This is a genomic window from Kitasatospora sp. NPDC034023, from assembly GCF_055575795.1.
Genome location: NZ_JBVIRY010000016.1, coordinates 73,030 through 98,889 on the forward strand (window position 1 = coordinate 73,030; position 25,860 = coordinate 98,889).

Sequence of the window (25,860 nt, forward strand, 5' to 3'; positions counted from 1 at the left end):
GGGTCACGCCCCTGCCTTGGTGAGTGCGGTCGGCTCGCCGGTGGGCTGGGCCGGGATGGCGGCCTCGTGGAACTCCAGCTGCTGGCGGCGGTTGGGGATGAGGCCCTCGGGGCGGACGCGCATCAGGATGATGAGGGCGGCGCCGAACGCGAGGAGCTGGTAGTCGGCGAGGAACTCGAGCTTCTTCGGGATGAGGAAGAGGAGGGTGGCGCCGGCGAGGGGGCCGCTGATGGTGCCCATGCCGCCGAGGATGACCGCGGCGAGCAGGAAGGCCGAGTTGGGCGGGAGGGCTTCGGCGAAGGTGTACTGGTCGGGGGTGACGGTGTAGCTGACGTGGGCTTGGACGGTGCCGGCGAGGCCGGCGAGGCAGGCGCCGAGGGCGAAGGCGAGGAGCTTGAGGCGGAAGCCGTTGATGCCCATGGCTTCGGCGGCGGTCTCGTCCTCGCGGATGGCGACCCAGGCGCGGCCGATGCGGGAGTTGCCGACGCGGGCGAAGATCAGCACGACGAGGGCGGTGACGAGGAGCATCAGCAGGTAGTAGTTGGAGAAGCGGCCGAGTTCGATGCCGGCGACGGTGTGGGACTTGCCGAGGTCGAAGCCGAGGATCTCCAGGTCGGGGATCCGCGGGATGCCGTTGGAGCCGTTGGTGATCTTGGGGCCGGTGGTGCCGTTGAGGTTGAGCATGGTGATGCGGAAGATCTCGCCGAAGCCGAGGGTGACGATGGCGAGGTAGTCGCCGCGCAGCCGCAGGGTGGGGGCGCCGATGAGGACGCCGAAGACCATGGAGACGGCGGCGCCGGTGAGCATCGCGGCCCAGAACGGGAACTGGACGTGGATGGGCGAGGCGGGGGAGCCGGAGACCAGGGCGGCGGCGTAGGCGCCGACGCCGAGGAAGGCGACGTACCCGAGGTCGAGCAGGCCGGCCAGGCCGACGACGATGTTGAGGCCGAGGGCGACGGTGGCGAAGATCAGGATGTTGGTGGCGACCGACGTGTACTGGTCGCTGCTCTGGGTGAAGGGGAAGCTGGCGGCGGCGGCGAAGGCGGCGCCGGTGGTGACGGGGCGGTGCTTGACGGTCAGGGCGCGCAGTCGGGCGATCAGGCCGGACTTGGTGAGGGCGGCGACGGCGAGTGCGGTGAACAGCAGGAAGCCGGTGAAGAGTTCGCCGTATTCGGTGTCGATGCCGAAGGTGATCGCGAAGAGGCCGAGCCCGAAGGCGCCGACGATGATCAGGACCTCGACCCAGGAGGGCAGTAGGCGCGGCGCGGGCAGCGGGCGCTCGATCTTGCCGAGGCGCAGCCGGCTGTTGGCGAGGTGGCCGAGCTGGAGGAGGAGCACGGCGCCGGTGGCGATGGCCACGCCGCCGGCGAGGGCGGTGAGGACGGGGGCGACGGGCTTGTCGCCGGGGATGGCGTGGGCGCCGAACCAGACGAGGGGGGCGGCGGGGACGAGCAGGAAGAGGCGCTTGTCGACGATCCGCAGGGGGACGCTGGTGCGGCGGTCGAGGGGGAGGCCGAGGGCGCCGAGGACGCTGATCAGGCCGCCGGCGGCGAGGACCCAGCCGCCGGGTTCGAGGTTGACGAGGCCGTCGAGTTCGACGGCGATCGAGGTGACGGAGTAGGCGCTGACGGCGAGGGCGCCGGTGGCGGCGTACAGGACGGCGTTGTTGTTGCGGGTGGGGGCGGCCCAGCGCAGGCCGGGGACGCCTTGGGTGGCGAGCAGCAGGACGAGGGTGAGGATGCCGGCGGTGAGGGCGAGCCATTGGAGGCCGGCGGGGGAGCCGTAGTAGGTGAGGTCGCCGGGGAAGTCGGAGGTCCAGGTCCAGGACATGGCGGCGGAGGCGGCGGTGGCGAGGGCGCCGAGGCCGGTGAGGGCGGCGGCGGCGCGGGCCGGCAGGGGGATGACCGGGGTGGTTTCGGTGGTGGTCATGGTGGTCACGCCCTGTCCGCGACGCGCTCGCCGAGCAGCCCTTGGGGCCGGACGAGGAGCACGAGGATGAGGAGTACGAAGGCCCAGACGTCCTTCCAGGCGCCGCCTCCGAAGAGGTGCATGCCGGGCAGGTGCTGGATGTAGCCGGTGGCGAGGGCTTCGGCGAGGCCGAGGGCGAGGCCGCCCAGCATGGCGCCGTAGATGTTGCCGATGCCGCCGAGGACGGCGGCGGTGAAGGCCTTGAGGCCGAGGATGAAGCCCATCCGGAAGTCGATCTGTCCGCTGCGCAGGCCGTAGGCGATGGCGGCGACGGCGGCGAACGCGGCGCCGATGGCGAAGGCCATGACGATGATGCGGTCGGTGTCGATGCCCATCAGCTTGGCGGTGTCGGGGTCCTGGCTGGTGGCCTGCATGGCGCGGCCGGAGCGGGTGCGGGTGACGAACCAGCCGAGGGCGAGCATGCACAGCGGGGCGGCGATGATCAGGAAGAGGTCGCTGCGCTGGATGGTGACGGAGCCGAGGCTGAAGGGGTCGCCGGGGAGCTTGGGGAAGACGCGGGCCTTCTTGGCGTCGGGGTAGAAGGAGAAGACGAGTTGCTGCAGGAAGATGGACAGCCCGATCGCGGTGATCAGCGGGGCGAGGCGGGGCGCGTTGCGCAGGGGGCGGTAGGCGAACCGCTCGGCGGCGACGGCGGTGAGCGTGGAGACCAGGACGCCGGCGATCAGCATCAGCGGTAGGGCCAGCCAGAGGGTGGTGCCGCCGGGGAGGGCGAGGTAGGCGGTCAGGGCGCCGAAGCCGCCGACCATGACGATCTCGCCGTGGGCGAAGTTGATGAGCTGGACGATGCCGTAGACCATCGTGTAGCCGATCGCGACGAGTCCGTAGAGGGCGCCGAGGATCAGGCCGTTGGCCAGCTGCTGCGGTAGGTCGTGCACCGCTGGGCCTCCGTAGTGCGTTCGGGGGTGTCCGCGTGGGTGGTGGATGTGGGGGCGCGCGGGGGCACTCGTGGCGCCCCCGCGCGCTGTGGTGGAGAGGGTGGTGCGGGTGGCTCAGCCCTTGGAGGCGGGTGCCTCAGCCGTCGAAGGCGGGTGGCTCAGCCGTGAAGGCGGTGCCTCAGCCGTGAAGGCGGTGGCTCAGCCGTTGAAGGTGCCGGTCTTCTCCACGTCCCACTTGCCGTCCTTGACGGTGTAGACGGTGAGCTGCTTGTTGGTGGTGTCACCGAACTCGTCGAAGGAGACCTTGCCGGTCACGCCGTCGAAGGAGACCTTCTGGACGGCGTCGACGATGGCGGCGCGGGCGTTGGAGGGGAGCTTGCCGTTGTTGGCGGAGACGACGGACTTGACGGCCTGGATGATGGCCCAGCTGCTGTCGTAGGAGTAGCCGCCGTAGGTCTCGTAGGCGTCCTTGTAGCCGGCGGCCTTGTAGTCGGCGATGAACTTGGCGGCGGTCGGGAGCTGCTCGACGGCGCCGCCGACGGCGGTAGCGAAGTCGCCGGCGCTCTTGGGGTTGAGCTTGATGAAGTCGGCGCTCTGCATGCCGTCGCCGCCCATCAGCGGGATGTTGACGCCGGCTTCCTTGAGCTGGAGGGAGAGCGGGCCGGCGGCGGGGTACTCGCCGCCGTAGTAGACGGCTTCGGCGCCGGAGCTCTTGACCTTGGTGACGATGGCCGCGAAGTCGCGGTCGTCGGGGTTGACGTGCTCCTCGCCGACGATGGTGCCGCCCTGCTTGGTGAACTCGGCCTTGAAGGTGGCGGCGAGGCCGGCGCCGTAGGTCTTCTGGTCGTCGATGAGGAAGACCTTGGACTTCTTGGCGTCCTTGGCGAGGAACTGGGCGGCGAAGGGGCCCTGGACGGCGTCGGTGGTGGCCGTGCGGAAGTAGGTCTTGAAGGGGCGGGTCTTCTCGCCGCTGGCCCACTTCTCGCCCTGGCTGAGGGCGACGCCGGTGTTGGCGGGGGAGATCTCGACGAGGTTGGCGTCGGCGAAGATCTGCTGCATCGACTGGGCGACGCTGGAGTTGAGCGGGCCGACGACGCCGAGGACGGTGTTGTCGCCGACGAGCTGGGTGGCGTTCTGCTGGCCGGGGCCGGGCTTGGCGGTGTCGTCCAGGGCCTTGATCTGGAACTTGACGCCGGGGACCTCGTTGGTCTCGTTGGCCTTCTTGGCCGCGAGTTCGACGGAGTTGCGGATGCCGAGGCCGATGGCGGAGAGGTCGCCGGTGAGCGGGGCGTCGATGCCGATGGTGACGGTGGTGCCGCCGCCGCTGCCGCCCCCGTCGCCGGACTTCTTGTCACCGCGAGAGCCGCAGGCGCTGAGGCTGAGAGCGGCAATCACGGCAATGCTCACGACAACTGCTGAACGATGACGCACGAGGGTCCCCTTCGGTTCAGGAGGCGCCCGCGCCTGAGTGGCGGGAGCCGGAGTGCGCGGCGGGCTGGGCCCATCGAGTGGCGCGGTGACTGGCCGTGACTCTAGATGTCGTTGGGCGGCTCGGGCAGTGGTGCGAGCAGGCTGTGATTCTCTTGTTATGAGCACACGGAGGAGTTGTCTCAACATGTGGTCGTTTCGGCTCGATCGATCCTTGTGTTGTCAGGCGTTTACCCGCTGGTAGGGCGATGTAAGGGCCAGAAATGCAGGTTGCAGCTGGCGTCGTCGATAATCGGACAGCTGCGTCCGATTCCCGGGTTTCGACCGTGCGCGTCCGGATTTCGGACCAGGAAGGCGCGGTGAAGCGGCTCCGGGGCGACTGGAGGCCCTCGGGGCCGGCATGTGCTCGGATTTCCTGCCTGTTACGCAGTGTTACAAGTGCGGGAGTTCGTCGGCCGCGCCCGGGCATGCGAATGCCCCCTTGTCCAGACCAACGCCTGCCCAGTGGGGCGGAAGGTCAAACAAGGGGGCGGGAAAGGGATTTGATGTCCTATCCGCTGAACTCGCGGCAGCTGTCGGCCCGTTAGTCGGGTCGTCAGAGGTCGCGCAGCATGCAGGTCAGCCGGCAGCTGGTGACCCGCTTGCCGGTGTCGTCGGTGATCGCGATCTCGTAGGTGGCGGCGGTACGGCCCTTGAACACGGCCGTCGCCACCCCGGTGACCAGGCCGGAGGTCGCCGAGCGGTGGTGGGTGGCGTTGAGGTCCACGCCGACCGCGTACCGGCCGGGGCCGGCGTGCAGCATCGCCCCGATCGAGCCCAGCGTCTCGGCCAGCGCCGCCGACGCGCCGCCGTGCAGCAGCCCGTACGGCTGCTGGTTGCCCTCCACCGGCATCGTGCCGACCACGCGGTCGCCGGAGGCCTCGACGATGCGGATGCCGAGCTTCTCGCCGAGGTGGCCGCCGGAGAAGGTCTCCGGGCTGACGCCGAGCTTGGCGAAGTGGTCCAGCACGTCCTGCGGGACGTTCAGGACGGGGGTGGTGGAGAGGGCGGTGTCGGGGGCCGCATCGGTCATCGGGGAACTCCTGCCGCTGGGGGATCACGGGTGCTGCTGCCTGTGATCGTACGACCGTCCTACTCGGTGGTAGAGCGCGCGGGCGGAGGCTGGCGTGGCGCCCCGGGGGCGTTCGCCCGGCCCGCCGGGCGGGGCCCGACCCCACCGGTGCCGTGCCCCTTTTGTCGGTGCCGGGCCATAGGATCGGTGGCCGGTAGTGGAATCGGCAGGAACGGACGTTGACGTGGCTACGCAGAGTACGGACAAGGGCGCTACGGGTGGCGGCGGGGCCGGCCCGCGGCCCCGGCTGATGCTCCTCGACGGGCACTCGATGGCCTACCGGGCCTTCTACGCCCTGCCCGTGGAGAACTTCAACACCTCCACCGGGCAGCCCACCAACGCGGTCTACGGCTTCGCGTCGATGCTCGCCAACACCGTCCGTGACGAGCAGCCCACCCACCTCGCCGTCGCCTTCGACCTCTCCCGGCAGACGTTCCGCTCCGTCGAGTTCCCCGACTACAAGGCCAACCGCGCCAAGACCCCGGACGAGTTCCGCAGCCAGGTCGGCCTGATCGGCGAACTGCTCGACGCCATGAACGTCCCCCGGCTGACCGCCGAGGGCTTCGAGGCCGACGACATCATCGCCACCCTCGCCACCGCCGCCGAGGCGGCCGGCTACGACGTCGACATCGTCACCGGCGACCGCGACTCGCTCCAGCTGGTCACCGACCACGTCACCGTCCTCTACCCGACCAAGGGCGTCTCCGAGCTCACCCGCTTCACCCCGGAGAAGGTCACCGAGAAGTACGGCGTCACCCCGCGCCAGTACCCGGACCTCGCCGCGCTGCGCGGAGACCCGTCCGACAACCTGCCCGGCATCCCCGGCGTCGGCGAGAAGACCGCCGCCAAGTGGGTCAACCAGTTCGGCTCCTTCGACGAACTGGTCGCCCGCGCCGACGAGGTGAAGGGCAAGATCGGCGAGAAGCTGCGCGACCACCTCGACTCGGTCAAGCGCAACCGCGTCCTCACCGAGCTGGTCCGCGACGTCGAACTCCCGCTCGGCGTCGCCGACCTGGCCCGCGCGCCGTTCGACAAGGCCGCCGTCGCCACCCTGATGGAGTCGCTGGAGTTCCGCAACGCCAACTTCCGCGACCGCGTCCACGGCATCGACCCGGCCACCGGCGAGGAGGAGGCCGTCGAACTCGCCCCCGGCGTCGAGGTCGACGGCGAACTGCTCACCGACCCGGGCACCCTGGCCGCCTGGCTGCGCGAGCACGCCTGTGACGGCAAGACCACGGTCGCGCTCGCCGCCGTCTACCAGTGGGCGCTCGGCACCGGCGAGGTCACCGAAGTCGCCCTCGCCGCCGGGGAGTCCGCCGCCTGGTTCGACCCGGCGCTGCTCGCCGAGGAGGACGAGCAGGCCCTCGCCGGGTGGCTCGCCGACCCCGCCGCCCCCAAGGCCCTGCACATCGCCAAGCAGGTCATGCGCGCCTTCGCCGAGCGCGGCTGGGCCATCGAGGGCGTCGTCGCCGACACCGCGCTCGCCGCCTACCTGGAGAAGCCCGGCCGCCGCACCTTCACCCTGGAGGTGCTCGCCGAGGAGTACCTGGCCCGCTCGCTCACCCCGGCCCCCGCCACCGAGAGCGGCCAACTCGCCTTCGACGCACCGGAGGAGGACGAGACCGCCGCCGCCCAGTCGCTGATGCTCCAGGCCCGCGCCGTGCTCGACCTCGCCGCGCTCTTCGACACCCGCCTCGCCGAGGTCGGCGCCACCGGGCTGATGCGCGACATGGAGCTGCCCATCGCCGCCCTGCTCGCCCGCATGGAGCGCTACGGCATCGCCGCCGACGGCGCGTGGCTCACCACCCTGGAGACGCGGTTCGCCGCCGAGATCCAGCGCTGCGTCGAGGAGGCGCACGCCGCCGCCGGGCGCGAGTTCAACCTCGGCTCGCCCAAGCAGCTCCAGGAGATCCTCTTCGGCGAGCTCGCGCTCCCCAAGACCAAGAAGATCAAGACCGGCTACACCACCGACGCCGACGCGCTCACCTGGCTGGCCACCCAGACCGACAACGAGCTGCCGGTCATCCTGCTGCGCCACCGCGACCAGGCCAAGCTGCGCACCACCGTCGAGGGCCTGCTCAAGACCGTCTCGCCCAAGGGCCGGATCCACACCACCTTCAACCAGATGGTCGCCGCCACCGGCCGGCTCTCCTCGCAGGACCCGAACCTGCAGAACATCCCGGTCCGCACCGAGGAGGGCCGCGCCATCCGCCGCGCCTTCGTCGTCGGCGAGGGCTACGAGTCGCTGCTCACCGCCGACTACTCGCAGATCGAACTGCGGATCATGGCGCACCTGTCCGAGGACGAGGCGCTGATCGAGGCCTTCGCCACCGGCGAGGACCTGCACACCACCGTCGCCTCCCAGGTCTTCGAGGTCCCGGGCGACGCGGTCGACGCCGAGATGCGCCGCAAGATCAAGGCGATGTCCTACGGCCTGGCGTACGGGCTGTCCGCGTACGGGCTCTCCCAGCAGCTCGGCATCAAGCCCGCCGAGGCGCAGGGCCTGATGGACACCTACTTCGAGCGCTTCGGCGGCGTGCGCGACTACCTGCGCCGGGTCGTCGACGAGGCCCGCGCCACCGGCTACACCGAGACCCTGCTCGGCCGTCGCCGCTACCTGCCGGACCTCAACAGCGACAACCGCCAGCGCCGCGAGATGGCCGAGCGGATGGCCCTCAACGCCCCCATCCAGGGCTCGGCCGCCGACATCGTCAAGATCGCCATGCTCCGGGTGGACGAGGCGCTGCGCGCGGCCGGGCTCACCTCGCGGATGCTGCTCCAGGTGCACGACGAAATCGTCCTGGAGCTGGTCCCGGGCGAGCGTGAGCGGGTGGAGGCCGTCGTCCGCGAGCAGATGGCGGGCGCCTACCCGCTGCGCGCCCCGCTGGACGTCTCGGTCGGCGTCGGCGCGAACTGGGAGGCCGCCGCGCACTGACGCACGATCAGAATCCCTCGGGCGCGGGCCGGTTGCGGGCTGCGCCCGAGGGCTTCCCGGCGCCGGTGCGCGCCCGTACGCTGACGGAATGCCCCCGGACAGCGTCCTGCGTACCGGCCCCGCATCGACCGATCTCGTCCTGCGCGAGGGCGGTGGGACGCGGCGCAGCGCGCTGGTGTACTGCCTCACCTCCGTCGGGGAGGCGCTGAGGGCGCCCCTGGTGCTCTTCGCGCCGACCCTGCTGGTGGCGTTCGGTCTGTGGCTCTTCGGCGCGGCCGGGAGCACCGTCGCCGCCGTGGTCGGGGTGATCGCCGGTACCGAGTACCTGCTGGCCATTCCGGTGATGGCCCGGATGGAAGTGGTCGCCGTCCACCGGGTCGAGTTCGCCCCGACCGACGCCGCGGACCGGTTCCGGCTGGTCCGGGGCGGGCGCCCCGGCGGCTGGCGGCCACCGGCCGAACTGCGCGCGATCCGGCTGGTGCGGTCCATCGTGGAGCCCTACCCGGGTGATCGCGCGCCCGCCGGCGAGGTCCTCACCGTCCGCCTGGAATGCGTCGACGAGAAACTGACGTGGCGACCGCCGGCCGGCACCGACCCGGAGCAACTGCACGAGGCCCTGGCCGCGCTGCTCGGCCCCGCCGGGGTGCAGGTGGAACTGGTCACCAAGCGCAGCGTCCGGTTGAAGCCCTCGCCGACGTCCTCCTCACCGTGGATCTCCGGAGGATCGGGTTCGGCGAACTCGGGCGGCTTCTCGGGCGGAGGCTGAAGGTGCGCCTCCGGGGCGGCGACCGCCCCGGGGGTGGGAGTTCTCTGCCGGCGCCGACCGGGAGGCCGCCGCGCACGGGCCCGCCGCTGCCGATCCGACCGCCGGGCGTGGGGGCGGGCGGTCCGGTATGGGCGGGCGGTCCGGTGTGGGCGGGTATCAGGATGTTCGTGCCCGCCGGGTGGTCCGATGGGGACGTGGCCCGGCCGGCTCGCAGGGAATCGGCCCGTACGGTGGGTCAATTTCGTACTACCGTAGGCACAATGACAACGGGATCCCCTTCGACCGACCAGTCCATATCCTTGGCCGAGGCGCCGACGAGCCAGGCCCGCAACTCCGCCGCCTTCTGGGCCGCGACCGGCCGTAGCCGGGGGCACGAGGTGATCCGGCGCCGCGGATTCGTCGCGGTCGACGGCGACGAGCGGGCGGGCCTGCGGATCCTCATCCAGGAGCCCGACCTCGACCCCGGCGAACTGGCCGAGGTGAGCGAGCTGGTCCGCGGGGCCAAGGGGACGGCCTACGTCGAGGACCCGTTCAGCGCGGCCGACCTGAACCACCTGGGCCTGCGCAACTGGCAGATGCCGATCATGCTGCGCCTGCCCGGGCCCGTCGGCGAACCGGCGCTGGACGTGATCCGGGTGCAGCAGGCGGAGGACCTCCGGACGGCCGAGCAGGTCGTGATCGAGGGCTTCGACCTGGACGGGTTCCAGCCCCACCGCGCCGGCGAACTCTTCCCGATGGCGCTGATCGAACAGCCGGGCGTGGACGTGTTCGTCGCCTCCATCGACGGCGTGGCCGCGGGAGCCTGCGTCAGCGTCGTGGCCGACGGCATCGGCAGCCACTACTGGGTCGCTACGTCGTCGGCGTTCCGGTCGCGCGGCGTGGGCCGGGCCGTCATGCTCGGCGCCCTGGCCCACCTGGCGGACCTGCCGGCCACGCTCACCGCCTCGAAGCTCGGCAGGCCGCTGTACGAGTCGCTGGGCTACACGGTCGCGACGCCCTCGACCTGGTGGGCCTCCTCCTGAGCGACAGCGTCGCAGTGACGCCCGCCGGCCCGCACCATCGTGATGCGCCGGCCGGCGCCCGCGCCGCGTGGGCGAAGTCGGCGGGGCCGACTTCCCACGCGCGCCTGGCGGCCCGGGCGGCGGGCGGAAAGCTCTCCCCGCAGGTCAGACCGGTAGGTCCCAGCCCGGACCGTTCTCGCTGCCGAGCCAGATTCGTTGCCTTGCCGCCGAGACCGTGATGCCGAAGCCGTCCTGGTGCGGCTCGCCCGCGCTCTGCCACGCCTCGATGGCGGCTTCCACGTGGTCCCACAGCCGGAGCGGTCCGCGCTGGACCACGGTCCAGCCGCCTTCGGAGTCGGGCATGGTCCGGGCCTGCGATCCGGTGGCCACGTCCGCGAGGATCTGTTGCCCGCCGGCTCCCATCCGTTCGGCCGAGGGCGCCGCGAGCTGCGCAACCCAGCTTCCGGTCCAGGTATCGAGCTTCGCGGGGTCGATCCGGCTCGCGCGCTCCTCCCCGGGGAGCATGGCCAGGGTCGGGCGGGGTGGCCGGTCGTGGGGCCGGGCGATCATGAAGCTGGTGTAGCCGGGCAGGAACCGGCCCGTGGCCTCACCGGGGCCGGTCACCTCGAGCAGCGCCAGGGCGCTTGCGTAGCTCCACCCGGACAGGGTGACCAGGATCCGGCCGCCCGACTTCACCTGGCGGAGCCAGGCCATCGGCAGGTACCGGACCGAGCACGTCGCGATCAGCCGGTCGAAGGCGCCGCCGTCGGGGTCCCCGCCGAGACCGTCGCCGACGATGAGGCGCGGGGCGTAGCCGGCGGCCTGAAGTGCGGCGGCGGCGCGTGCGGCCACCCGGGGGTCGTACTCGATGCTGGTGAGGTTCCGGTCGCCGAGGCGGTGGGCGCCGAGGGCGGTCGAGTAGCCGGTTCCGGTGCCGACTTCGAGCACCCGGTGTCCGGCGTCCGCGCCGAGTTGCTGCCACATGTCCAGTACGAGCGAGGGCAGTGTGGAGGAGGACGAGGGCGCCGCCCCGGTCACCGGCTGGTCCCCGGCGTCCTCCGGGTGGGTGCGGCCGTCGAGTTGGGTGATGAGGGTCCGGTCGGTGTAGATCCCCTCCAGCCATCCGGGGGCGCCGTGGTGCAGGGCCCGGTAGCCGGTCGGGGTGCTGCCCTCGATCGGGACGAAGTAGCTGCCGGCGAACAGTTCGCGCGGTACGGCGGCGGCGGCTTCGGCCCACTCGGGGTCGGTGAGCGTGCCGTTCGCGGTGAGCTGCTCGACCAGGGCGGCGCGCAGGGTGTCGGAGGTGGTCACTGGTCGTGGCCCCTTTCCAGTCGGTCGGCGATCGCGTGCGCGATCCGGTCGGTGATCTCGGACGGCTGCCACGCCCATTGCCCGTTCGGGTTGCACTCCAGGAAGTACCAGGCGCCGTCGGCGGTCACGGCGAAGTCGAAGGCACCGAAGGTCAGTTCGAAGGTTGCGAGGTGGCGGGCCACGGCCTCGGCGACCGGCACGGGGACCTCGATCGGGCTGCACCGCATCCGGTCCTGACGGTGCCGCCAGTCGAGATCCGGGCTGTCGATGCGGGTGCCGAAGAGCCGGTCCCCGACGGCGGTCACCCGGGTGTCGAACACCTTGGGAACCTTGGCCTGGAACAGGTGAGGGCACACCGTCACAGCCTCGGTGATCTCATCGCTGCGAACCTCGCGGACCCAGACGGCCCGGGCCTGCCCGCCGACCGAGTACCGGGCGTGCCATACGGGTTTGTACACCGTGCCGTCGGCGTGGCGGGCGGTGAACTCCCGTGCCTCGTGCTCGTCGTCGGTGATCAGCGTGTCGGGCACCCGGAATCCGCAGCGCTGGGCGGTGGCGAGCTGGGCGGGCTTGTACTCGGCCGCCCGGCTGTCCCAGGGGTGGTTCACGTAGTGCGCCCCGGGGAGGGAGGCGAGGATGCCGCCCGCGCCCCAGAACGCCTGCGAGGCGGCGAACCGGCGGTCCTGGCCGTCGAGGTCGGGTGGGCCTTCGTAGGGCGAGGGTCTGCGCACCCAGACCGAGCGAACGTCCGTGAGGTCCAGTTCACGGCTCGACGTGCGGAGGGTGCCCCGCTGGTCGCCCGTGCGGTACGTGGCGGTCAGCGAAGCACCCGCGTGCAGGTCGGTGCCGGGATCGAGACGGACCACCGGAACGCGGCGCTCGGCGAGCACCCGCAGTACCGCATCCGCCGTCACGTCAGAGGAGTTGGTCAGTACCAGCACCGACCCGGTTCGGCTGTCCATCAGCCGGAACTCTGGTCCTGGTCGTAGGACTCGGTCACATCGCTGTCCGTGGCCCCGCCCGGCTTCGTCCCGTCAGCGGGGCTCGTGTGGGTGGGCGTGACACCGCTGGTGCTGGTGCCGTGGCTTCCCAGCTCGACCGTTCGGCCGTGCTCGTCCACGATGACGGCGATCTGCGTCTCGGGGTCGATCACGGGCGTGAACGCCGGGAGCGTGGCGGTGGCCGCGTACGGCCCCATCCTGCGGATGCCCCACGGCACGGGGGTCTGCGTCATGTGTCCTCCTTGTATCGGTATTCGGTCATTTCCGGCAACTCTGCTGCTGCGCAGAGTCGTTCATCGGCCCGCCGTGGGTGGGCGGGGGTGGTGGGGGAGTGGGAAGTCGGTGGGGTCGACTTCCTGTGTTCAGGGGGTGGTGGTTTGGCTGTGACAGTGGGTGAGGGCGAGTTTGATGCGGGTGTCGGGGGTGGTGGTGAGGAGCAGTTCGCCGGCGGTGATGAGGGTGGTCCAGTAGGTGGTGGGGTCGCCGGTGCGGGGCATGGGGTGGGCGGCGGCGAGGGAGAGGTAGGCGGTGGTGAGGTTGCCGGTGGTGAACCAGCGGTCCAGGCCGTGCCGGTGGCCGGGGCGGATGCCGCCCATGGCGTCGATGGCGACCAGGAAGAGGTCGATGACGGCGCGGCTGGTGGCGTCGAGGGTGACGGGGATGTCGAAGACGCCGAGGGCTTCGAGGAGTTCGCCGGTGTCGGCCTCGGAGTTGGGGCGGGGGTTGGCGAGGAGGGAGTGGTAGCAGTCGTTGAGGCGGCGGGTGGTCTCGGCGAGGGGGATGTCGAGGGCGAGGCAGACGGCCCGGGCGGAGGGCAGGGGTTCGTTGCTGCGGCGGGCGAGGCGGGCGTAGACCTCGGCGGGGCTGGTGCCCTGGGCGAGGGCGTGTCGGGCGAAGGTGACGAGGGGCGGGTGCATGGGCGGTGCTGCTTTCAGGCGGCGAGGAGGGCGGGGGAGGGAGCGACGAGCGCCCAGACGAACTTGCCGACGCCGCCGGCTCGGGGGCAGCAACCCCAGCGCTCGGCCAGCTCGTTGACGAGGAACAGGCCGCGCCCGTGCTCGTCCTCGGGGGCGGCGGTCCGGACGGAGGGGCATCCGGTGCCGGCGTCGTGGACCTCGATACGGAGGCGGTCGCCGACGAGGGCGAACCGGACCTCGATGAGGCGGTCGTCGGGGGCGTCGCAGTGCTGGACGGCGTTGGCGAACAGCTCGCCGAGGAGGAGTTCGGCGACGTCGGAGTAGCGGTCGCCGGAGGGCAAGGCGGCGAGGTAGGCGCGGAGCAAGTAGCGGGCCGGCGAAGTGGATTCGGGCCGCGAGTGGAGGCGCGCGACGAACGTGCAGGGACGGCGGGTTTCGAGCATGAAGGCCTCGTCGGGAGCAGAGGAGGATGTACGAAGGGAGCGCGATTTCCGGTGAGACGTCGCTGTACCGGGCCGGCATTCCGCGGATACGTATCCGCCACCTTTGCGGACGTTGACTGGTAGGTCCCTGCTCGCCCTCTGCGCCATCGAAATCGACGCAGTACTGGTCCGGAGCCGAGCGTGGGTGCAGCTGACAGGCGCCACGTATTCAGCTTCGCCTGGCGCGACGTCAATCTCGATACCCAGCCGGTAATCTCACTGTGAGATGCATTGTTGAACGCCTGGGAGTGACCTGTGGGAACTGCCTTGGAACCGATCAAGCTGCCGGATTTCGCATGGCAGAACGCCGAAGTCCGCGACGCGCTCCGGCGCAGGGACGTGGCCGCCTTGTTCCGCTACGTCCAGCATCACAGCGGCGCCAGCCAGGCTCGGCTCGCGGTCCAGGTAGGGATGACCCAGAGCCGCGTGAACGAGATCATCAACGGTCGGCGGGAGGTTGCTCGACTCGACGTGTTCGAGCGAATCGCCGACGGCTTCCAGATGCCCGACCCCGCACGCCGACTACTCGGGCTGGCGTCACGAACCTCGGGGCAACGCACAGCTGGATCGGCGTTTGATCTCTCTGCGTTCCCCGAAGTGGTCAGGGTCTACAACGACCAGGCTGCCGCGACCGCCGAAATCCAACGCGCGGCACGGTCCGCAGTTGAGCTGGACGTGCTGGCCGTACGTGGCCTGGGCCTCCTCGCCCTCCGCGACTCCTTGCTGCGTCAGCATCTCGATCTCAACGGTGATTCGGCGCCGCGACTGCGGGTGCTTCTCCTCGACCCGGATTCGCCTGCGGCCAGGCACCGCGCGGCTGAGATCGGCGAGTCGGCCGAGTCCCTCGCCAGCGGCATTCTCCTCGCCGAGGCCCGGCTCCGAGAACTCGCCGATGTGGGCCACGTCGAGGCCTACCGCTACACCACGGTGCCCGTCTGGCGGATCATCAGACTGGACAGCACTCTTTACGTGGGGGCATTCGATGCGGGCTGGGAGGGGCACGAGTCGGCAACGTATAAAGTGCTGCCCACTCCGTCCGGCCCGCTTTACCGGGGCTGGCAGAGGCAGTTCGAGGTGGTGCTGGACGGCGCTCAACGCGTGATCTGAAGGAGGAACTGGCATGGCGATCGAGGCGGAGCTCAAGGCCGTCGTACGCGACCCCGAACACGTCCTCGCGCGACTGGAGGAGTCGTACGGTGCCGGGCGCGCCGAGGTCTACCGCGACACCTACTACGACGCCCCGGACGGCAGTCTGATGGGCGCCGACCGCGAGCTGCGGATCCGCACCGTACACGGGCCCGACGACACCCGCACCGTGCTCACGTACAAGGGCGCCCGGGTGGACGAGGCGTCCGGGTCGAAGTGGGAGGCCGAGACGCGGGTGGAGGACGCCGAGGCGGCTCACGAGATCATCCGCGGCCTCGGATTCACCCCGCGAATCCGGTTCGAGAAGCGCTGCCGCAACTACGACTTCGAACGCGATGGGCGGTGCTTCCTCGCCACGCTCGTCCGCGTCCCGGAACTCGACGCGACGTTCATCGAGGTCGAGACTGCCACGGATGCCCCGGACGGCCTCGCAGCGGCGCTCGACACCGTGCGGGCCGTCCTGGCTGGCCTCGGGATCAGCGAGGATGACCTGACAACGGAGCTGTACACGGACGCGGTGGCCGCAGCTCGTACCTGATTCGAGGGAGAGCGGTTGGGGTGGTGTGTCACGCCCACCTGCTCGGGTCGCGAGCCCCAGGCGTGGACGATCCAGGCAGCGAAGGTGGTGGACCATGCCGAGGCGTGACTACGAGGACGATCCGGACGCCCTCGAGGCGAACTCCCTCGTCCCGGCGGCGTCCGTGGTCGTGGTCGACGAGGCGGGCCGCGTTCTCCTCCAGCGCCGTACCGACAACGGGATGTGGGCCCTGCCTGGCGGCAGGATGGACATCGGTGAGTCGCTCGCCGGGTGCGGTATCCGCGAGACGCGCGAGGAGACCGGCATCGATATCGAGATCACCGGGATCGTCGGCACCTATACCGACCCCCGGCACGTCTTCGCCTACGACGACGGCGAGGTCCGCCAGGAGTTCTCCATCTGCCTCCTCGGGCGCCCGCTCGGCGGACAGCTGCGGGTGTCCGACGAGTCCCACGAGGTGGCGTGGTTCACCCCGGCCGAAACGGACGGGCTGCCGATGGTGTCGAACATCCGCAAGCGGCTGGCCGACTGGCGCTCCGGTGAGATCCCCGTGGTTCGCTAGCCGCCGTACGCTGTCCAACTCCTCGGTCACTTCCGGGCGTTGAGGCGGCGGGTGGGTTCTGCTGTGGTCGGGTCCTCGGGCCAGGGGTGGCGGGGGTAGCGGCCTCTCAAATCTGCGCGGACGGCGCGGTAGCCGTTCTGCCAGAAGCCCTCCAGGTCGCCGGTGATGGCGGCGGGGCGGCCGGCGGGGGAGAGCAGCTGCACGGTCAGCGGCACGCGGCCGCCGGCCAGTGCCGGCGCGGCCTTCCAGCCGAAGAGTTCCTGCAACTTGACTGCCAGTACCGGGCGTTCGGTGCTGTAGTCGACGCGTATCTTCGACCCGCTGGGCACGGTGATGCGCTCGGGGGCCAACTCCTCCAGGCGGCCGGCCTGTCCGCTCGCCCAGGGGAGCAGGCGCTGGAGGGCCGACGTCGTATCAATGCGGGCGAGGTCGGTGCGGCGGCGGGCGCGGGAGAGTTCGGGCTCCAGCCATTCGTCGGCGCGTTCCAGCAGCGCCTCGTCGGAGACGTCCGGCCAGGGGTCTCCGATGGCGGAATGCAGGAAGGCGAGGCGTTCGCGTAGGCCGGGGGAGGGCCAGGTCAGCAGCTCGCTGACGCCCTCGCGGCTCAGGCCTTCGAGGATGGCGGCGCGGACGAGGGCCCGGTCGGGTCGGGCCAGCGGCTTCTCGGCGAGTTCGATGGCGCCGAGGGATTCCACCTGGCGGGAGACGACTTCACCTCGCCGGGTGTCCCAGTGGACTTCCTCGCGGGCGCTGATGAGGGCCGCTCCGGCGAGAACTGCGGTGTCCTCGTCCAGTGCCGCAGCGTGCAGGACCCGGGCGGAGTGCGCGCCGGCCGGGCGGTCGGCGACGGCGACGGCGAGCCAGGGCAGGGCGCCGAGCGCGGTGCCGGGGGCGAGTTCGGCGGCCGTGCCCGAGGCCATCAGGTACGGGCTGCGCTCGCCGGGGGCGGGCTTGTCGACCCGGGCGCGGGCGATCCGTTCGGGGAAGGCGAGGGCGACGACGAGTCCGGCGGCGGTGGCGTCGGGCAACGGGGTGGCGGGTTCGTCGGAGGTGGCACGCTGCAAGCGGCGGACTTCGTCGCGCCAGCGCCCGGCGTAGGGGTCGTTGCCCGATCGGACGGTGCGCCACACCGCGCCGAGGTCGTCCCCCAGCGCGCGCGGGGGTTCCTCGGAGAGCAGGGCGACGACCTCGGCTGCCCGGCGGGCGCCTACGGCGGGAGCGCCGTCGACGAGGGCGCGGCCCAGCCGGGGGTGCAGCCCGGTGCGGGCGAGGCGCACGCCGCGCTTCGTCGCCCGGCCGTCGGCGGAAACGGCCCCGAGGGCGAGCAGGGTCTGCCGGGCGGCGGCCATCGCCCCTGCCGGGGGCCGGTCGGGGAGGGCGAGGCCGGTGGCGTCCGGGTCGCCCCAGCAGGCGGCCTGGAGGGCGAACGACGTGAGGTCGGCGAGCGCGATTTCCGCTGTGGGGTAGCGGGCGGCGCGGGCGTCCTCGGCCTCGTGCCAGCAGCGGTAGACGGTGCCGGGGGCCTCACGCCCTGCTCGTCCGGCGCGTTGGCGGGCGGCGGCGAGCGAGACGCGGACGGTGACCAGTGCGGCGAGGCCGCGGGCGTGGTCGGTGCGGGGTTCGCGGGCGAGACCGGCGTCGACGACGACGCGGACGCCCGGCACGGTGAGGGAGGATTCGGCGACGGCGGTGGCCAGCACCACCCGGCGTGTGGGGGACGGGGTGAGCGCGGCGTCCTGGACGGCTTGCGGGGCGCGTCCGTGCAGCTGCAGGACATCCGCCGGGAGACCGGCCAACTGCCCGGCGACCCGGGCGATTTCGCCGACGCCGGGCAGGAAGCAGAGCACGTCCCCGTCACGTTCGGCGAGGGCCCGCCGGACCGTGGCCGCGACGTGGTCGAGGAGCGCCGGGTCCACCCGGGTGCCGTGCGCGGGCCGGATGGCGCGCGGCGGGGGCGCCCAGACCACGTCCACCGGGTGGGAGACCCCGTGCGCCTCCACCACCGGGGCGCCGCCGAGCAGTTCGGCCCAGGCGGCGGTGTCGGAAGTGGCGGAGGCGCAGACCAGGCCGAGTTCGGGCCGCAGCGCCGCCCGGACGTCCAGCAGGAAGGCGAGCGCGGTGTCGGCGTCCAGGTGCCGCTCGTGGCACTCGTCGAGGACGACGACGTCCACGCCGGGCAGTTCCTGGTCGCGCTGGAGCCGCTGCAGCAGCACGCCGGTGGTGACCACCTCGACCACGGTGTCCGGCCCGGCCCGGCGCTCGCCGCGCACGGTGTAGCCGACCCGGCCGCCGACGGACTCGCCGAGCAGCCAGGCCATCCGCCGGGCGGCGGCCCGGACGGCGAGCCGGCGCGGTTCGGCGACCAGCACCCGGCGCACCGGCCGGCCGTCGGCGAGCAGCCCGGCCAGGGCGAGCGGCACCAGGGTGGTCTTGCCGGTGCCGGGCGGCGCGGCGAGGACGGCGGTGCCGTGCCCGGCGAGGGCGTCGTGGAGCGCGGGCAGGGCGGTGCGGACGGGCAGGTCGTGCCAGGCCGGGTTCATGGCAGGGCTCAGCCCCGCTCGGTGACGAAGATCGCCGTGCCGGGGATGAGCCGCCCGCGCAGCGGGGACCAGCCGCCCCACTCCTGCTCCAGGCCGGCCGGCCACTCGGGCTCGACCAGGTCCACCAGCCGGAAGCCGGCGGCGACGAGTTCGCGGACCCGGTCGCCGAGGGTGCGGTGGTGCTCGACGTAGGTGGCGTTGCCCTGCTCGTCCTGTTCGACGTACGGGGTGCGGTCGAAGTAGGAGGACATCGCGGTGAGGCCCTCGACGCCGGGCTCGTCCGGGAAGGCCCAGCGGATCGGGTGGGTCACCGAGAACACCCAGCGCCCGCCGGGCCGCAGCACCCGGTGCACCTCCCGCATCAGGGCGGTGGTGTCGGCGCTGAACGGGACGGCGCCGTAGGCGGAGCAGGCGAGGTCGAACGAGCCGTCGGCGAAGGGCAGCACGGCGGCGTCGGCCTGGACGACGGGGACGGGCACGGCGCCGCGGCCGAGGTCGATCCGGCGGGAGTGCTGGAGCTGGCGGTAGGAGATGTCGAGGGCGACGGGGCGGGCGCCGTGGCCGGCCAGCCAGCGCGAGCACTGGGCGGCGCCGGCGCCGATCTCCAGCACGTCCTGGCCGGCGACCTCGCCGAGCAGGTGGGCGTCGGCCTCGTCCAGGCCCTCGGGGCACCAGGTGAAGCGGTCGTCGCCGAGGAACTCGCCGTGCTCGTCCTGGTACTCGTCGGCGTTGCGGTCCCACCAGTGCCGGCTGGCCCGGCTGCTCTCCCCGGTGCCGGCCTCGCGCCGCACCGCGTCGTCGTCGCCCTCGGCCCCGGTCCCGGCCCCGGTTCCGGCCTCGGTTCCGGGGGCGGTTTCGGCGGACGAGTCAAGATCGTGAAGATCGGACTGGGGGGTGGTGGCCACGGTGACAATGCCCATCGCGTAGGGTATGGAGCGCGGAAGCGTCGCTGTCGCGAACCGGCCCCCGAAAGGGACCGGGTCCTGGCGGTGGCATCCGGGGAAAAGGCTCCTGCGGGCGCCACCGAGAGGTGCGCAATCGGAGGATATGGCCTGATCCGTACCAGGCTCCACCGTCTTGCCGTCCTTCGGCATTGACCGTGCCTGGCCGTCCCCGTATGCTACAAGTTGCGCTGCGGGCCTGCGCGCCTCGGACGGAGCAGGTCGCGCTCGCATCTGTCGAAGACCCCACGGTCGCAAGACGGACGCCGATTCTCGTTGTACGGGAGTTTGGTGTGCCGTGTTCTGGGCTGTCCGGCTTTCGGTGGGAGCGATACGGGCCCTCCGCGTGGCATTACCTACGACTTTCATGTCCGTACCGGAGCCCTTTTCCTAATGACGAGCCCCACCGACTCCTCCCTCAGCACCACCCCGCAGGTCGCGGTCAACGACATCGGCGACGCCGAGGCGTTCCTCGCCGCCATCGACGAGACCATCAAGTACTTCAACGATGGCGACATCGTCGAGGGCGTCATCGTGAAGGTCGACCGTGACGAGGTCCTCCTCGACATCGGTTACAAGACCGAGGGCGTCATCCCGTCCCGCGAGCTCTCGATCAAGCACGACGTTGACCCGCACGAGGTCGTCGCCGTCGGTGACAACATCGAGGCCCTGGTTCTCCAGAAGGAGGACAAGGAGGGTCGTCTCATCCTGTCCAAGAAGCGCGCTCAGTACGAGCGTGCCTGGGGCACGATCGAGAAGATCAAGGAAGAGGACGGCATCGTCACCGGTACCGTCATCGAGGTCGTCAAGGGTGGTCTCATCCTCGACATCGGCCTCCGTGGCTTCCTGCCGGCCTCGCTGGTCGAGATGCGCCGCGTCCGCGACCTCCAGCCCTACGTGGGCAAGGAGCTCGAGGCCAAGATCATCGAGCTGGACAAGAACCGCAACAACGTGGTCCTGTCCCGCCGTGCCTGGCTGGAGCAGACCCAGAGCGAGGTCCGCCAGACCTTCCTCACCACCCTGCAGAAGGGCCAGGTGCGCTCCGGCGTCGTCTCCTCGATCGTCAACTTCGGTGCCTTCGTGGACCTGGGTGGCGTCGACGGCCTGGTGCACGTCTCCGAGCTGTCCTGGAAGCACATCGACCACCCGTCCGAGGTTGTCGAGGTCGGCCAGGAGGTCACCGTCGAGGTTCTCGACGTTGACATGGACCGCGAGCGCGTCTCCCTGTCGCTGAAGGCGACCCAGGAGGACCCGTGGCAGCAGTTCGCCCGTACGCACCAGATCGGTCAGGTCGTCCCGGGTAAGGTCACCAAGCTGGTTCCGTTCGGTGCGTTCGTCCGCGTGGACGAGGGCATCGAGGGTCTGGTCCACATCTCCGAGCTGGCCGAGCGCCACGTGGAGATCCCGGAGCAGGTCGTCCAGGTCGGCGACGAGATCTTCGTCAAGGTCATCGACATCGACCTCGAGCGTCGCCGCATCAGCCTGTCGCTGAAGCAGGCCAACGAGGCGCTGGGTGCCAACCCGGCCGAGGTCGACTTCGACCCGACCCTGTACGGCATGGCCGCTTCGTACGACGACCAGGGCAACTACATCTACCCGGAGGGCTTCGACCCCGAGGCGAACGACTGGCTGCCCGGCTTCGAGAAGCAGCGTGAGGAGTGGGAGCGCCAGTACGCCGAGGCGCAGTCCCGCTTCGAGCAGCACCAGGCCCAGGTCATCAAGAGCCGCGAGGCCGACGCCCAGGCCGCCGAGGAGGGTGGCGACGCCGTCGCCGCTGCCGCCGGTGGTTCCTACTCGTCCAGCAGCGACGAGGGCTCGGGCGCCCTGGCCTCCGACGAGGCCCTGGCCGCCCTGCGCGAGAAGCTGGCCGGTGGCCAGAGCTGAGGCTCTCGCTTCCTGCTAGCCGATAGCTAGCACATGGGCCCCACCCGGAATCTCCGGGTGGGGCCCATGTGGTTTTCCGCGGTGACTTATACGCCTCCGACTTATGTGTCTTTTATGTGAAGAGAAGTGTGAGATGAGGCTCATTGCCCGTCTATAGGCCGAAGTTCGGGTTGCGCCTACATTGAGTGGAGCTGCCCGAAAGGCTCCTTCATGCGCAAACCCTCCTCCGCCGTCCCCGCCGCCGTCGTCGGCGGCCGGCTCGCCGCCCTCGGCCGGTTCTGCTTCCGTCACCGCCGCTGGGTGCTCGGCTTCTGGGCCGCCGTCCTGGTCGTCGGCGTCCTGATCGGCGGCCGGGTCTTCGAGGGCTCGGTGGCCGGGGCCTCCTCCTCCAGTGCCGAGGCCGACCGGGGCAGCGCGGTGGTCGCCGCGGCCGACCCGGTCAAGGGCACCGTCACCGCGGTGGTGGACGGCAAGCCGGTGGACGATCCGGCGGTCAAGGCCGCCGTCGAGAAGGCCACCGCCGAGATCGCCGCACTGCCCGGGGTCTCCGCCACGCTCGACGCGTACGGCACCGGGTCGGCGCCCGCCGCGCTGCGCTCCGCCGACGGGACGGCGAGCCTGGTCACCGTCCGGATGGCCGACACCTCCACCCCCGCTCAGAGCGACGCCGTCACCCAGCGGCTCGCCGCGCTGAACGGCGCCGGCGGCGCGCACGTGACCGTCGGCGGGGACCTGGTGCTGCAGCAGGAGGTCAAGCAGCAGACCGAAAAGGACACCCGCTTCGGCGAGATGGTGACGCTGCCGCTCACGCTGGTCGTCATGGTGCTGGTCTTCGGCGGGCTCGCGGCGGCCTCGCTGCCGGTGATCGGGGCGGTCGCCTCGGTGGGCGGCGCACTGCTGGCCATGTTCGGGTTCAGCCAGATCATGGACATCGACACCAGCGTGCTGCCGATCGCGACCGTACTGGGGCTCGGACTCTCGATCGACTACGCGCTGCTCATGGTGAATCGTTTCCGCGAAGAGCGCGGCCACGGCGCGGGCATCGCCGCCGCCGTCGAACGCACCGCGGCGACCGCCGGACGCACCGTGGCCTTCTCCGGGCTGACCGTGGCCGTCGCGCTGTCGGGCCTGTTCGTCTTCACCAGCCCGGTGCTCGGGGCGGTGGCCGCCGCCGGGGTGAGCGTGGTGGTGATCGCCGTCGCCGCCGCGCTGACCCTGATCCCCGCCCTGCTCGGCTTCGCCGGCGCGCGGATCAAGACGCCCACCACGCCCGTACCGGACGAAGGATTCTTCAGCCGGACCGTCCGCCGGGTCCGCAAGCGGGCCGTACCGGTCGCGCTCGCCTGCGTCGCGCTGCTGATGGCGGCCGGGGCGCCCTTCCTCCACGCCGACATGCGCAACTCGGGCGCCGCCGTGCTGCCCGCCTCCTCGGCCGGGCGGCAGGTCGCCGAGACCGTCGACCAGCGCTTCCCGCAGGCCTCGGCCGCGCCGATCACCGTGGTGGTCGAGGGCGGCGCGGCGGTGGCACAGGCGTACGCGGACGAAGTGGTGGCCAAGCTGCCCGGGGTGAGCGGGGTACGGGCGGTCAGCCCGGTCAGCGACGCGGTCTCCACGATCGACGTGCTGGTGCACGGGGACCCGCAGGGCGGGCAGGCCGAACACGTGGTCGAGGAGCTGCGGGCGGACCGGGGCGGGCTGAAGACCTACGTCACCGGCGGCGCGGCCTCGGTGGTCGACTTCAAGGACGAGCTGATGTCGCGCGGGCCATGGGCGCTCGGGCTGGTCGCGGTGGGGACGCTGGTGCTGCTGTTCCTGATGACCGGCTCGGTGGTGATGCCGGTCAAGGCGCTGCTGATGAACCTGCTCTCGCTGGGCGCCTCGCTCGGCGCGCTCACCCTGGTGTTCCAGGACGGCTACTTCAGCGGGCTGCTCGGCTTCAGCCCGACCGGCGGGCTGGAGACCTTCATCCCGGTGCTGGTCTTCGCCTTCGCCTTCGGGCTGTCGATGGACTACGAGGTGTTCCTGCTCGCGCGGATCAAGGAACTACGGGACAAGGGCCACAGCTGTACCCGGTCGGTGGAGCTGGGCGTCCAGCGCAGCGGTCGGATCATCACCTCGGCGGCGCTGCTGATGGTGATCGTCTTCGCCGGGTTCGCACTCGGCGACATGCTGATGGTCAAGCAGATGGGCATCGCGCTGGCCGTCGCCGTCGCGGTCGATGCCACCCTGGTGCGCTGCCTGCTGGTGCCCGCCGCGATGAGCCTGTTCGGCGAGTTCAACTGGTGGGCGCCCGCCCCGCTGCGGCGACTGCACCGGCGCTTCGGGCTCAGCGAGCACGTCGAGCTGCCGGAGATCGAGCCGGCGGTGATCCCGGCCCCGCGGCCGGTGGGCGAGTCGGTGGCCGGGGAGCCGGTAGCCGGGGAGTCGGCGGCCGGGAAGTCGGCGGCCGGGGACTCGGTGGACGGGAAGCCGGCGGCCGAGGACCTGGTGGGCTCAGCCCAGCCGGGCTAGCAGGCCGACCGCGGCGCGGAGCCGGTCCTGCTCGGCGGGGGTGAGGCGGGCCTCGATGGCGGTCGCGATGCGGTGTTCGCGGCGGGCTCGCTGGTCGAGGAGGGCGGTGCGGCCGGCCCCGGTGGCGGCGATGAGCTGCTTGCGGCCGTCGGTGGGGTGGGGCTGCTGGGTGACCAGTCCGGCCTCGATCATCAGGGCGACGGTGCGGGCCATCGACTGGTGGCGGACGCGCTGGAGGTCGGCGAGTTCGGCGACGGTGCAGGAGCGCTCGTCGCGCACCAGCAGGCCGAGCACCGCTGCCTGGTTCTGCGGCAGCTCGTCGCTGTCGCGCAGGGAGCGGACCACGCTGCCGAGGGCGGCGCGCAGGTCGGCGGCGAGTTCCAGGGTGTCCGGGTGCGGGGCTTCGCTGGGCATGGGAGAAGTCTACCCAAAATATCTACAGCATTACTGTACAGCTTTGCTGTAGAGTTTCAGGCATGCGAATCACTAAGTTCGGACACGCCTGCGTACGCATCGAACACGGCGACACCACCGTCGTCGTCGACCCCGGGGTGTTCACCGACCCCGCCGCACTGGCCGGGGCGGACGCCGTCCTGATCACCCACGAGCACATGGACCACTTCGAGGAGTCCCGGCTGCGCGCCGCGCTGGAGGCCGACCCGGCGCTGCGGGTGTGGACCAACAGCGCCGTCGCCGCCCAGCTGGACGGCGTCGCGCAGCGGGTCACCGCGGTCGGCGAGGGCGACGCCTTCGAGCTCGGCGGGCTCGGCGTCTCGGTGCACGGCGAGTGGCACGCGGTGATCCACCCGGACATCCCGCGGGTGCAGAACATCGGCTTCCTCTTCGACGGCCGGCTCTTCCACCCCGGCGACGCGTTCACCGTGCCGCCGCACACCGTGGACACCCTGCTGCTGCCGCTGGCGGCGCCGTGGAGCAAGGCCTCCGAGGTCGTCGACTACGTCCGGGAGGCGGGGCCGCGCCGGGCGGTGCCGGTCCACGAGGCGGTGCTCAGCCCGGCCGGGTTCGCCGTGCACAGCCGGCTGGTCGGACCGGACGGGCCGGGCACGGGCGCGGAGCTGGCCGTCCTCGGAGACGGGGAGAGCCTGGAGCTGGGCTGAGCCCGGAGCCGGGTTGCGTCTGGAGTCGGGTTGGGCCTGCGGTCGGGTTGAGCCCGGAGTCGGACTGAGCCTGCGGTCGGGTTGAGCCCGGAGCCGGGCTGACGGGCCCGGTGTGGCGCCGGTAGCCTGACGCCATGCTGAAGATCGGACTGACGGGTGGCATCGGCGCGGGCAAGAGCGAGGTGTCCCGGCTGTTCGCCGCGCACGGCGCGGTGATCGTGGACTCCGACGTGATCGCCCGCGAGGTGGTCGCCCCCGGGACGGACGGTCTGGCGGCCGTCGTCGCCGAGTTCGGCCCGCAGGTGCTGCGGGAGGACGGCGCGCTGGACCGCCCGGCCCTCGGGGCGATCGTGTTCGCCGACCCGGAGCGGCTGAAGGCACTGAACGCGATCGTCCACCCGCTGGTGCGGACCCGCTCCGCCGAACTGGAGGCGGCGGCCGCGCCGGACGCGGTCGTGGTGCACGACGTGCCGCTGCTGGCCGAGAACGGGCTGGCGCCGCTGTTCGACCTGATCGTGGTGGTCGACGCGGCCGACGAGGTGCGGCTGGACCGGCTGGTGCGACTGCGCGGGATGGCCGAGCACGAGGCCAGGGCCCGGATGGACGCCCAGGCCTCGCGGGCCGACCGGCTGGCGATCGCGGACCTGGTGATCGACAACGGCGCCGGGCTGGCGGAACTGTCGGCCCGGGTGTTCGAGGTCTGGACGGAGCTGGCGGAGCGCGCGGCGGTCTGACCTGCGGATCAGGCTGAGTGTCTGCCGTGCTGCGGCCGGCTCCTCGGCCTGGGCGGCACGGGGCGCACCT

Annotated in this window: 22 protein-coding genes; 10 read left to right on the top strand and 12 right to left on the bottom strand. The window is 71.6% G+C overall.

The features are described from left to right. Positions 1 to 3 precede the first annotated feature (3 nt). The 4 genes from ACZ52R_RS21600 to ACZ52R_RS21615 form a co-directional block, all read right to left on the bottom strand. Complete coding sequence (locus ACZ52R_RS21600) at positions 4 to 1,929, bottom strand: branched-chain amino acid ABC transporter permease (RefSeq protein ID WP_465663796.1); 1,926 nt, start codon at positions 1,927 to 1,929, stop codon at positions 4 to 6. 5 nt (positions 1,930 to 1,934) lie between these two features. Then, positions 1,935 to 2,864, bottom strand: coding sequence for a branched-chain amino acid ABC transporter permease (locus ACZ52R_RS21605; protein WP_360499098.1), 930 nt, complete (start codon positions 2,862 to 2,864; stop codon positions 1,935 to 1,937). A gap of 198 nt (positions 2,865 to 3,062) precedes the next feature. Beyond that, on the bottom strand, positions 3,063 to 4,295 hold the full coding sequence (locus ACZ52R_RS21610; RefSeq protein ID WP_360499100.1) for a branched-chain amino acid ABC transporter substrate-binding protein: 1,233 nt from the start codon (positions 4,293 to 4,295) through the stop codon (positions 3,063 to 3,065). A 592-nt stretch (positions 4,296 to 4,887) separates the two neighbouring features. After that, positions 4,888 to 5,364: a PaaI family thioesterase gene (locus ACZ52R_RS21615; RefSeq protein WP_465753903.1), complete on the bottom strand. Its 477-nt coding sequence runs from the start codon at positions 5,362 to 5,364 to the stop codon at positions 4,888 to 4,890. Between the two features lie 289 nt (positions 5,365 to 5,653). On the opposite strand from ACZ52R_RS21615, the gene polA reads away from it, so the two are divergent. The 3 genes from polA (at position 5,654) to ACZ52R_RS21630 (ending at position 10,126) form a co-directional block, all read left to right on the top strand. Further along, a complete protein-coding gene (polA, locus tag ACZ52R_RS21620; protein WP_465618779.1) occupies positions 5,654 to 8,338 on the top strand; it encodes a DNA polymerase I in 2,685 nt (894 codons plus the stop codon). Between the two features lie 88 nt (positions 8,339 to 8,426). Next, positions 8,427 to 9,104 (top strand): hypothetical protein, encoded by a 678-nt coding sequence (locus ACZ52R_RS21625; RefSeq protein WP_465753904.1) that lies wholly within the window; start codon positions 8,427 to 8,429, stop codon positions 9,102 to 9,104. A gap of 260 nt (positions 9,105 to 9,364) precedes the next feature. Beyond that, positions 9,365 to 10,126: a GNAT family N-acetyltransferase gene (locus ACZ52R_RS21630; protein WP_465618379.1), complete on the top strand. Its 762-nt coding sequence runs from the start codon at positions 9,365 to 9,367 to the stop codon at positions 10,124 to 10,126. Positions 10,127 to 10,270: 144 nt separating this feature from the next. On the opposite strand, the gene tgmC is transcribed toward ACZ52R_RS21630, so the two are convergent. From tgmC to ACZ52R_RS21655, 5 genes are all read right to left on the bottom strand, one after another. Then, positions 10,271 to 11,416 carry an ATP-grasp peptide maturase system methyltransferase gene (gene tgmC / locus ACZ52R_RS21635; RefSeq protein ID WP_465618381.1) on the bottom strand — a complete coding sequence of 382 codons (1,146 nt, stop codon included), beginning with the start codon at positions 11,414 to 11,416 and terminating at the stop codon, positions 10,271 to 10,273. After that, a complete protein-coding gene (gene tgmB / locus ACZ52R_RS21640; RefSeq protein WP_465753905.1) occupies positions 11,413 to 12,378 on the bottom strand; it encodes an ATP-grasp ribosomal peptide maturase in 966 nt (321 codons plus the stop codon). The genes tgmC and tgmB overlap by 4 nt, the downstream gene beginning before the upstream one ends. After that, on the bottom strand, positions 12,378 to 12,650 hold the full coding sequence (tgmA, locus tag ACZ52R_RS21645; protein ID WP_465665540.1) for a putative ATP-grasp-modified RiPP: 273 nt from the start codon (positions 12,648 to 12,650) through the stop codon (positions 12,378 to 12,380). The genes tgmB and tgmA overlap by 1 nt, the downstream gene beginning before the upstream one ends. Before the next feature lie 129 nt (positions 12,651 to 12,779). Beyond that, on the bottom strand, positions 12,780 to 13,334 hold the full coding sequence (locus ACZ52R_RS21650) for a hypothetical protein (protein ID WP_465753906.1): 555 nt from the start codon (positions 13,332 to 13,334) through the stop codon (positions 12,780 to 12,782). Between the two features lie 14 nt (positions 13,335 to 13,348). Next, on the bottom strand, positions 13,349 to 13,777 hold the full coding sequence (locus ACZ52R_RS21655; protein ID WP_465665543.1) for an ATP-binding protein: 429 nt from the start codon (positions 13,775 to 13,777) through the stop codon (positions 13,349 to 13,351). A gap of 306 nt (positions 13,778 to 14,083) precedes the next feature. Between ACZ52R_RS21655 and ACZ52R_RS21660 the strand changes: the two genes are divergently transcribed. The 3 genes from ACZ52R_RS21660 to ACZ52R_RS21670 all read left to right on the top strand — a co-directional run bounded on the left by ACZ52R_RS21660 (position 14,084) and on the right by ACZ52R_RS21670 (position 16,062). Continuing rightward, a complete protein-coding gene (locus ACZ52R_RS21660) occupies positions 14,084 to 14,923 on the top strand; it encodes a helix-turn-helix domain-containing protein (protein ID WP_465753907.1) in 840 nt (279 codons plus the stop codon). 13 nt (positions 14,924 to 14,936) lie between these two features. After that, positions 14,937 to 15,500: a class IV adenylate cyclase gene (gene cyaB / locus ACZ52R_RS21665; protein ID WP_465665547.1), complete on the top strand. Its 564-nt coding sequence runs from the start codon at positions 14,937 to 14,939 to the stop codon at positions 15,498 to 15,500. 94 nt (positions 15,501 to 15,594) lie between these two features. After that, a complete protein-coding gene (locus tag ACZ52R_RS21670; RefSeq protein WP_465665549.1) occupies positions 15,595 to 16,062 on the top strand; it encodes an NUDIX hydrolase in 468 nt (155 codons plus the stop codon). Between the two features lie 26 nt (positions 16,063 to 16,088). Here the strand turns inward: ACZ52R_RS21670 and hrpB are convergent, their stop codons facing one another. Next, positions 16,089 to 18,602, bottom strand: a complete 2,514-nt coding sequence (gene hrpB, locus ACZ52R_RS21675; RefSeq protein WP_465753908.1) for an ATP-dependent helicase HrpB — start codon at positions 18,600 to 18,602, stop codon at positions 16,089 to 16,091. An 8-nt stretch (positions 18,603 to 18,610) separates the two neighbouring features. Beyond that, complete coding sequence (locus ACZ52R_RS21680) at positions 18,611 to 19,522, bottom strand: class I SAM-dependent methyltransferase (RefSeq protein WP_465665553.1); 912 nt, start codon at positions 19,520 to 19,522, stop codon at positions 18,611 to 18,613. A gap of 414 nt (positions 19,523 to 19,936) precedes the next feature. Here ACZ52R_RS21680 and rpsA point away from each other — a divergent pair, with 414 nt between their 5' ends. Then, positions 19,937 to 21,427 (top strand): 30S ribosomal protein S1, encoded by a 1,491-nt coding sequence (gene rpsA / locus ACZ52R_RS21685; protein ID WP_360499124.1) that lies wholly within the window; start codon positions 19,937 to 19,939, stop codon positions 21,425 to 21,427. 210 nt (positions 21,428 to 21,637) lie between these two features. Continuing rightward, positions 21,638 to 23,938, top strand: a complete 2,301-nt coding sequence (locus tag ACZ52R_RS21690; RefSeq protein ID WP_465618401.1) for an MMPL family transporter — start codon at positions 21,638 to 21,640, stop codon at positions 23,936 to 23,938. Here the strand turns inward: ACZ52R_RS21690 and ACZ52R_RS21695 are convergent. Next, positions 23,921 to 24,352 (bottom strand): MarR family winged helix-turn-helix transcriptional regulator, encoded by a 432-nt coding sequence (locus ACZ52R_RS21695; protein WP_360499128.1) that lies wholly within the window; start codon positions 24,350 to 24,352, stop codon positions 23,921 to 23,923. The two genes, ACZ52R_RS21690 and ACZ52R_RS21695, sit on opposite strands and share 18 nt — an antisense overlap. A 62-nt stretch (positions 24,353 to 24,414) precedes the next feature. Between ACZ52R_RS21695 and ACZ52R_RS21700 the strand changes: the two genes are divergently transcribed. Both ACZ52R_RS21700 and coaE read left to right on the top strand, forming a co-directional pair. Next, positions 24,415 to 25,056: an MBL fold metallo-hydrolase gene (locus tag ACZ52R_RS21700; protein ID WP_360499130.1), complete on the top strand. Its 642-nt coding sequence runs from the start codon at positions 24,415 to 24,417 to the stop codon at positions 25,054 to 25,056. Positions 25,057 to 25,190: 134 nt separating this feature from the next. Beyond that, positions 25,191 to 25,790, top strand: a complete 600-nt coding sequence (gene coaE / locus ACZ52R_RS21705) for a dephospho-CoA kinase (protein ID WP_465753909.1) — start codon at positions 25,191 to 25,193, stop codon at positions 25,788 to 25,790. Positions 25,791 to 25,860 lie beyond the last annotated feature (70 nt).

What these genes read in the sequence shown, in the direction of transcription:
- ACZ52R_RS21600 (WP_465663796.1), bottom strand. Translation starts at nt 1,929, where the DNA reads ATGACCACCACCGAAACCACCCCGGTCATCCCCCTGCCGGCCCGCGCC.
- ACZ52R_RS21615 (WP_465753903.1), bottom strand. Translation starts at nt 5,364, where the DNA reads ATGACCGATGCGGCCCCCGACACCGCCCTCTCCACCACCCCCGTCCTG.
- polA (WP_465618779.1), top strand. Translation starts at nt 5,654, where the DNA reads ATGCTCCTCGACGGGCACTCGATGGCCTACCGGGCCTTCTACGCCCTG.
- ACZ52R_RS21625 (WP_465753904.1), top strand. Translation starts at nt 8,427, where the DNA reads ATGCCCCCGGACAGCGTCCTGCGTACCGGCCCCGCATCGACCGATCTC.
- ACZ52R_RS21630 (WP_465618379.1), top strand. Translation starts at nt 9,365, where the DNA reads ATGACAACGGGATCCCCTTCGACCGACCAGTCCATATCCTTGGCCGAG.
- tgmB (WP_465753905.1), bottom strand. Translation starts at nt 12,378, where the DNA reads ATGGACAGCCGAACCGGGTCGGTGCTGGTACTGACCAACTCCTCTGAC.
- tgmA (WP_465665540.1), bottom strand. Translation starts at nt 12,650, where the DNA reads ATGACGCAGACCCCCGTGCCGTGGGGCATCCGCAGGATGGGGCCGTAC.
- ACZ52R_RS21650 (WP_465753906.1), bottom strand. Translation starts at nt 13,334, where the DNA reads ATGCACCCGCCCCTCGTCACCTTCGCCCGACACGCCCTCGCCCAGGGC.
- ACZ52R_RS21655 (WP_465665543.1), bottom strand. Translation starts at nt 13,777, where the DNA reads ATGCTCGAAACCCGCCGTCCCTGCACGTTCGTCGCGCGCCTCCACTCG.
- cyaB (WP_465665547.1), top strand. Translation starts at nt 14,937, where the DNA reads ATGGCGATCGAGGCGGAGCTCAAGGCCGTCGTACGCGACCCCGAACAC.
- ACZ52R_RS21670 (WP_465665549.1), top strand. Translation starts at nt 15,595, where the DNA reads ATGCCGAGGCGTGACTACGAGGACGATCCGGACGCCCTCGAGGCGAAC.
- hrpB (WP_465753908.1), bottom strand. Translation starts at nt 18,602, where the DNA reads ATGAACCCGGCCTGGCACGACCTGCCCGTCCGCACCGCCCTGCCCGCG.
- ACZ52R_RS21680 (WP_465665553.1), bottom strand. Translation starts at nt 19,522, where the DNA reads ATGGGCATTGTCACCGTGGCCACCACCCCCCAGTCCGATCTTCACGAT.
- rpsA (WP_360499124.1), top strand. Translation starts at nt 19,937, where the DNA reads ATGACGAGCCCCACCGACTCCTCCCTCAGCACCACCCCGCAGGTCGCG.
- ACZ52R_RS21690 (WP_465618401.1), top strand. Translation starts at nt 21,638, where the DNA reads ATGCGCAAACCCTCCTCCGCCGTCCCCGCCGCCGTCGTCGGCGGCCGG.
- ACZ52R_RS21695 (WP_360499128.1), bottom strand. Translation starts at nt 24,352, where the DNA reads ATGCCCAGCGAAGCCCCGCACCCGGACACCCTGGAACTCGCCGCCGAC.
- ACZ52R_RS21700 (WP_360499130.1), top strand. Translation starts at nt 24,415, where the DNA reads ATGCGAATCACTAAGTTCGGACACGCCTGCGTACGCATCGAACACGGC.
- coaE (WP_465753909.1), top strand. Translation starts at nt 25,191, where the DNA reads ATGCTGAAGATCGGACTGACGGGTGGCATCGGCGCGGGCAAGAGCGAG.